This is a genomic window from Stutzerimonas azotifigens DSM 17556 (genome assembly GCF_000425625.1).
Lineage (GTDB): Bacteria > Pseudomonadota > Gammaproteobacteria > Pseudomonadales > Pseudomonadaceae > Stutzerimonas > Stutzerimonas azotifigens.
Genome location: NZ_KE384410.1, coordinates 74,002 through 80,031, shown reverse-complemented (window position 1 = coordinate 80,031; position 6,030 = coordinate 74,002). Strand labels below are relative to the sequence as shown.

8 protein-coding genes are annotated in these 6,030 nt (G+C 68.1%); 6 read left to right on the top strand and 2 right to left on the bottom strand.

Annotated features, from left to right (window positions below):
- The first annotated feature begins 367 nt into the window (after positions 1-367).
- From H610_RS0113735 to H610_RS23905, 5 genes are all read left to right on the top strand, one after another.
- Complete coding sequence (locus H610_RS0113735; RefSeq protein ID WP_028240201.1) at positions 368-1,126, top strand: phytanoyl-CoA dioxygenase family protein; 759 nt, start codon at positions 368-370, stop codon at positions 1,124-1,126.
- 121 nt (positions 1,127-1,247) lie between these two features.
- Positions 1,248-1,400: a hypothetical protein gene (locus tag H610_RS25720; protein WP_161630473.1), complete on the top strand. Its 153-nt coding sequence runs from the start codon at positions 1,248-1,250 to the stop codon at positions 1,398-1,400.
- A 64-nt stretch (positions 1,401-1,464) separates the two neighbouring features.
- On the top strand, positions 1,465-2,064 hold the full coding sequence (locus H610_RS0113725) for an IMPACT family protein (protein ID WP_028240200.1): 600 nt from the start codon (positions 1,465-1,467) through the stop codon (positions 2,062-2,064).
- A 454-nt stretch (positions 2,065-2,518) separates the two neighbouring features.
- On the top strand, positions 2,519-3,466 hold the full coding sequence (locus tag H610_RS0113720; RefSeq protein WP_028240199.1) for an adenosine deaminase: 948 nt from the start codon (positions 2,519-2,521) through the stop codon (positions 3,464-3,466).
- Between the two features lie 138 nt (positions 3,467-3,604).
- Positions 3,605-3,805, top strand: coding sequence for a hypothetical protein (locus H610_RS23905; RefSeq protein WP_043238595.1), 201 nt, complete (start codon positions 3,605-3,607; stop codon positions 3,803-3,805).
- Here the strand turns inward: H610_RS23905 and H610_RS0113710 are convergent.
- Entirely contained in the window at positions 3,802-4,983 is a 1,182-nt protein-coding gene (locus tag H610_RS0113710) for a multidrug effflux MFS transporter (protein ID WP_028240198.1), read from the bottom strand. The two genes, H610_RS23905 and H610_RS0113710, sit on opposite strands and share 4 nt — an antisense overlap.
- Positions 4,984-5,144: 161 nt before the next feature.
- Here H610_RS0113710 and H610_RS0113705 point away from each other — a divergent pair, with 161 nt between their 5' ends.
- Positions 5,145-5,759, top strand: coding sequence for a TetR family transcriptional regulator (locus H610_RS0113705; protein WP_028240197.1), 615 nt, complete (start codon positions 5,145-5,147; stop codon positions 5,757-5,759).
- A 16-nt stretch (positions 5,760-5,775) separates the two neighbouring features.
- On the opposite strand, the gene H610_RS0113700 is transcribed toward H610_RS0113705, so the two are convergent.
- A complete protein-coding gene (locus H610_RS0113700) occupies positions 5,776-5,967 on the bottom strand; it encodes a heavy-metal-associated domain-containing protein (protein ID WP_028240196.1) in 192 nt (63 codons plus the stop codon).
- Positions 5,968-6,030: the final 63 nt, after the last annotated feature.

Below are 6,030 nucleotides of genomic sequence, written 5' to 3'. Positions count from 1 at the left end.
CCGAACAACGCCCTCTCCCACCGGGAGAGGCAGGTGAGCGAACCGTGCAAGCGGCCCTCATCCGGCCCTGCGGGCCACCTTCTCCCGGCGGGAGAGGAAAGGCGCGGCGCTGCCTGGGGGAGAAGGGAAAGGCCCGTGGCAGTCTCGACCGCGAAAACAAACGCGCAAAAAAAGCGGAACCGCCGCACCGGCTCGTGGCCGGCCGCGATTCCGCGACAACCTTTGTGGATCGACGCCCCGCTTGTGGCGGTGCGCGCTTCCGCACGGGAAGAGACGCTACCTTAGCGGCCCTACCTTTCATCGTGCTGTCGGCCTGCGCGCCGCACCCCGGCGGGCGGACCGGCTCGAACAACGAGGAGGCCCCGCCATGCCCATCGACGCCCTCACCGCCGAACGCCTGCGCGCCATGCACGAGGATGGCTTCGTGCTGCTGCGCGGCGTGCTCGACGGGGCCCGGATCGAGCAACTGCACCGCGCCATCGACGCCCTGCAGCCGCAGCACTGGGATTACACCGGACTGGTCGACCACTACAAGTGCGTGTTCAACCGCGATCCGTTGTGGCTGCCCTACCTGGATCTGCCGGGCGTGATAGAGCTGGCCGAGGCCTGCCTTGGCGACGACTGCCACGTCATCGGGCAGACCGCCTGGCGCTGCCACCCGGGCTTCGTCGGCGGCGAGCTGCATCAGGACTACCTGGTGATGCAACTGCCCGAGTCGCTGCTGGCCGACCCGGCGTTCCACCTGCCGATGCAGATCTGCACCGCGCACCTGTTCATCGACCGCATCACCGCCGACCTCGCGCCCACCTGCGTGATCCCCGGCAGCCACCGCGCCGGGCGCAAGCCGGCCGAGGGCGAGACGCGCTGGTGCGGGCGCACGGCCGAGCCGGTGCTCTGCGAGGCCGGCGACGTGCTGTTCTTCCGCAGCGACCTGTGGCATTCCGGCAGCCGCAACCGCACGCGCGACCGCATCCGCTACCTGCTGCAGGTCCACTACGGCCGGCGGATGGTCGCGCAGAAGTTCTCGCCCTACCTGCACTGGCGCTTCGCTCCAGAAGTGCTGGCCGCCGCCACGCCGCGGCAGCGACGCCTGCTCGGCGATCACCAGCCGGCTGAATACGACTGAGCTTCACGGCGGCCGGCGCGCCGATAGTCCGGCTTCGCCGCCGAATGGCCGAAACCCTCGGCCCCCGGCACAGTCGACCGGGAGCGCCGACCGGCGCTTCCCCACGCACGAGGACCTGGACATGAACGCGCTGTTTCCCCTACTGGTCGCCACGGCGCTGCTGCTCGGCGGCTGCATGGAAAGCTCCGAGCCCGACAAGAGCAGCAGCAACGACGAGGGCGCCTCGATTCAGATGGATTCGGGCCGCAATCCCGAGGAGCGCCAGGAGCAGTGATCGCCCGGGCCCGGCGGCGCGCTGCGCGATACAATCGCCGACGTCCCAGCCGCCCAGCCCGACCATGCCCTTCACCCTCGCCGAACCCTGCAGCTTCCAGGAAACCATCCGCAAGAGCCGCTTCCTCACCCACGCCGCGCCGGTGGCCACGCCCGAGGAGGCGCAGGCGTTCATCCAGTCGCTGAGCGACCTGACGGCGACGCACAACTGCTGGGCCTGGAAGATCGGCACGCGCTACCGCTTCAGCGACGACGGCGAGCCGGGCGGCACCGCCGGCCGGCCCATGCTCACCGCCATCGAGGGGCAGGACTGCGACCGCGTGGTGGTGGTGGTCACACGCTGGTTCGGCGGCATCCAGCTGGGCACCGGCGGGCTGGCCCGGGCCTACGGCGGAAGCGCCGCCAAGTGCCTGCAGGGCGGCCGGCGCATCGAGCTGATCCCGCGCGTGCGCTGCCGCTGTCGCTGCCTGTTCGCCGAACTCGGGCCGCTCAGGGCCAGGCTCGGCGAGTTCGGCGCCGCAATCGAGGAAGAGCGTTTCGAGACCCAGGGCGCCGAGCTGATCCTCGCCGTGCCGCAGTCGCGCCTGCCGGAGCTGGGGCAGTGGCTGGCGGACCTGAGCCGCGGCCGCATGCAGCTCCAGGTGCTGGCCGAACAGGCGCTCTGAGGGTGCCTGCGGGTGTCCACAGAAGTTGTGCATTTCATTGTGGATAACTACGGGAGCAACCGCTGCAGGCCATGCCTCATGGGCGCTGCGCAGCACTGCGCAAATTTTGACCAAAGTTGACCCGGCGATCCGCAAGTGGACTCTAAGCGCTTGAAAACACGCTTTTTTCGGGTTTCTGGTGAGCTTCCCTCAGACGATTTCCAATGCGACTTATGCCGCTGCGTTTTATACCCGGCAAAGGTGGAAAACGCTGTGGATAAGCATGGGAATAGCCGCTCCAGGCCGCACCGTTTCTGGCGTGCGGCTGCCTGGCTGTTTTTTGTTCAATCGAAAATAGTTCCCGGCGCCGGGAAAAAAGTATCGGCCGGCCGGTCGGACATCCCGGTGGAACCTTGTCTGAGGCCGCGGTTACGGTCATGGTTGGCGCATCGATGACGAAAGAAAGGACGACCCCATGTACGAATGGCTGAACGCGCTGCCCAAGGCCGAACTGCATCTGCACCTGGAGGGCTCGCTGGAGCCCGAGCTGCTGTTCCGGCTGGCCGAGCGCAACGGGGTGGCGCTGCCCTGGGCGGACGTCGACAGCCTGCGTCGCGCCTATGCCTTCAACAACCTGCAGGAATTTCTCGACCTCTACTACCAGGGCGCCAACGTACTGCGCACCGAGCAGGACTTCTACGACCTGACCTGGGCCTACCTGGAGAAGTGCAAGGCACAGAACGTGGTGCACACCGAGCCCTTCTTCGACCCGCAGACGCATACCGACCGCGGCATTCCCTTCGAGGTGGCGCTCGGCGGCATCAGCGCCGCGCTCAGGGACGGCCGCGAGCGTCTGGGCATCTCCAGCGGGCTGATCCTGAGCTTCCTCCGCCACCTGTCCGAGGAGGCGGCGTTCGAAACCCTGGCGCAGGCGCTGCCGTACCGCGACGCCTTCTTCGCCGTCGGGCTGGACAGTTCGGAAGTGGGCCACCCGCCGAGCAAGTTCCGCCGGGTGTTCGACAAGGCGCGCAGCGAGGGCCTGCTGACCGTCGCCCATGCCGGCGAGGAAGGTCCGCCGGCGTATATCTGGGAAGCGCTGGACCTGCTCAAGGTCAGCCGCATCGACCACGGCGTGCGCGCCGCCGAGGACCCGCGGCTGATCGAGCGGCTGATCGAGGAGCAGATCCCGCTGACCGTCTGCCCGCTGTCGAATATCAAGCTGTGCGTGTTCGACGACATGCGCCGGCACAACATCCTGCAGTTGCTGGAACAGGGGGTGAAGGTGACTGTGAACTCGGACGACCCGGCCTACTTCGGCGGCTACGTCACGGAGAACTTCGTGGCTCTGCACGAGGGCCTCGGCATGACCGAAGAGCAGGCCCGACGGCTGGCGCAGAACAGCCTCGACGCGCGGCTCGCCTGAGCTGCTGGTCAGCGAGGACGACCCATCGACGGGCGTCCTCGCTGTGCTGCGTGACCGATCGCCGCAACGGGATTGACATCGTCACGGCAGCGCGTTTTCCTCGCGCCAGCACCGTCGACCGACTGCGAGGAGAAGGCCATGCACATCCAACTCCAACCGCTTACGCCCTTCCAGGGCAGCCACTGGCAGGTCCAGCTGGACCAGCTGTTCGTCACCTTCCGCAACGAAAGCGAAGCCCGGCACTTCGTCGACCGGCTGGAAGCCCGGCTGGCCGCGCCGCACCCGTTGCCGGGCCCGGACGGCGCCGCGAAGCAGGACGCGGGCGACGCCCGCTCCTAGCCCCGCTGCCGGCGCTCGGCGACGCGCACCCAGCCTGACCAGCCGGTGGCGATCACGCCGCAGCCGGCGATGACCAGCGCCATGGGCACCGCGGTGCCGTTGTGGAGCGCACCGACCGCCATCGCCGAACTCGCGGCGATGGTGAACTGCAGGCTGCCGAGCAATGCCGAGGCGCTGCCGGCGTGCGCGCCCTGCCCGGCCATGGCGCAGGCGGTGGCGTTCGGCACGATGCAGCCGAGGCTCGCCACCGCGCAGAACAGCGGAATCAGCAAGGGCCACAGCTGCGCCGGCTGCAGCCAGGCCAGCGCCAGCAGCACCAGCGCGCAGCAGGCGTAGGCGACCACCGCGCGCCGCAGCCAGTATTCCGGGCCATGCCGCTGCACCAGCCGCGCGTTGACCTGCGCCATGGCGATGAAGCCGGCCGCGTTGGTGCCGAACAGCCAGCCGTAGTGCTCCGCCGGCACGCCGTAGAGCTCGATGAACACGAACGGCGAGCCGGAGATGTAGGCGAACATCCCGGCCATGGCGAAACCGCCGGTCAATGCATGACCGAGGAACAGCCGGTCGCCGAACAGCCGACGATACTGTCCCAGCGCCCCGGACAGCGGCGGCCGGGCGATGCCCGCGGGAATGCTTTCCGGCAGCCACAGCAGCACCGCCAGCAGGCAGATGCCGCTGAACAGCGTCAGCGTGACGAAGATCGAGTGCCAGCCGAAGGCGTCGAGCAGCAGCCCGCCGCCCAGCGGTGCGAGGATCGGCGCCAGCCCCATCACCAGCATCAGTTGCGAGAACACCTTGGCGCTGGTCAGCGGGTCGCAGAGGTCGCGCACCATCGCCCGCGAGACCACGATGCCGGCGCAACCGCCCAGTGCCTGGGCGAAACGGGCGGAAACCAGCCATTCCAGGTTCGGCGCCAGTGCGCAGGCGAACGAGGCCAGGGTGAACAGGGTGACGCCGAACACCAGCGGCTTGCGCCGCCCGAAGCGGTCGGCGACCGGGCCGTAGAGCAGTTGGCCGAGCGCCAGGCCGGCGAAGTACGAGGCCAGCGACAGCTGCACGTGCTCGACGTCGGTCGCGAAGGCCTGGGCGATGGCGGGGAAGCTGGGCAGGTAGAAGTCGATGGCCAGGGGCCCGAAGGCGGTCAGCGCCCCCAGGATCAACAGCAGGTTCAACGGCATTGGGAGACTCGCAAGGCGTGGGAAGGAGCCACGGCGCTTCGTTGGCGCCATCCGACCAGTCATTTACACAGGGCGGAGATGCTGTTACATACAACAGCGATTGTAAACAGGCAGTCGTCCACGACATGACCGATGCGTCGCTGCCCCCTGTGTAGAGAAATATGCGCCGGACCAAAGAAGACGCCGAAAAGACCCGCATCGCCATCCTGGACTCGGCCGAGCGCCTGTTCCTCGAGCGCGGGGTCGCCCATACCAGTCTGGACCAGATCGCGCGCGATGCCGGCGTCACCCGCGGCGCGGTCTACTGGCACTTCCAGAACAAGGGGCATCTGTTCCACGAGCTGTTGGACCAGGTGCGCCTGCCCCCGGAGCAGCTCGCCGAGCGGCTCTGTGGCGCAGAAGACGAGCAACCGCTGCGCGTGCTGCGAGACGTCTGCGTCGAAGCCATCGTCGGTCTGGCCGAGGATGAGAAGAAGCAGCGGATCTTCACCATCCTGCTGCACCGCTGCGAATTCACCGACGAGATGGGCGAGGCCGCCGAGCGCCACGATGCCTTCGTCCGCCAGTTCATCGCGTTGTTCGAAAAACAGTTCACCGTCGTTACCAGCCGCCTGCGCCCGGGCGTCACGCCGCAGCTGGCTGCACGCGCCCTGCACGGGCTGGTCATCGGCCTGTTCACCGACTGGACGCGCGACCCTCCGCAGTTCGGCCGCGAAGAGGTCCAACGGATATTCGACACCCTGCTCTACGGACTGCTCGACGACTGGCGGCCCTGAGCCCGGGGCCGCCGGGTCACTGCACCTGGTAGCCTTCTTCGCGGATCGCCTCGCGCACCTGTTCGTCCGGCAGCTCGCCCTCCACCGTCACCCGCCCGCTGGCCAGGTCCACGGTCACCTGCGCCGAAGGGTCGCGCGCCTGGATCGCCTGGGTCACCGCCCGGCTGCAATGGCCGCAGGTCATGCCGGTCACGTTGAAAGTCCGCATGGTTGGCACCTCGTCTGGTTGATCCGGGTCAAGACTGAAGCCTGCCACCGTGGCAAGGTCAAG

Coding starts and splice junctions, on each gene's coding strand:
- H610_RS0113735 (WP_028240201.1), top strand. CDS start 368: ATGCCCATCGACGCCCTCACCGCCGAACGCCTGCGCGCCATGCACGAG.
- H610_RS25720 (WP_161630473.1), top strand. CDS start 1,248: ATGAACGCGCTGTTTCCCCTACTGGTCGCCACGGCGCTGCTGCTCGGC.
- H610_RS0113725 (WP_028240200.1), top strand. CDS start 1,465: ATGCCCTTCACCCTCGCCGAACCCTGCAGCTTCCAGGAAACCATCCGC.
- H610_RS0113720 (WP_028240199.1), top strand. CDS start 2,519: ATGTACGAATGGCTGAACGCGCTGCCCAAGGCCGAACTGCATCTGCAC.
- H610_RS23905 (WP_043238595.1), top strand. CDS start 3,605: ATGCACATCCAACTCCAACCGCTTACGCCCTTCCAGGGCAGCCACTGG.
- H610_RS0113710 (WP_028240198.1), bottom strand. CDS start 4,983: ATGCCGTTGAACCTGCTGTTGATCCTGGGGGCGCTGACCGCCTTCGGG.
- H610_RS0113705 (WP_028240197.1), top strand. CDS start 5,145: ATGCGCCGGACCAAAGAAGACGCCGAAAAGACCCGCATCGCCATCCTG.
- H610_RS0113700 (WP_028240196.1), bottom strand. CDS start 5,967: ATGCGGACTTTCAACGTGACCGGCATGACCTGCGGCCATTGCAGCCGG.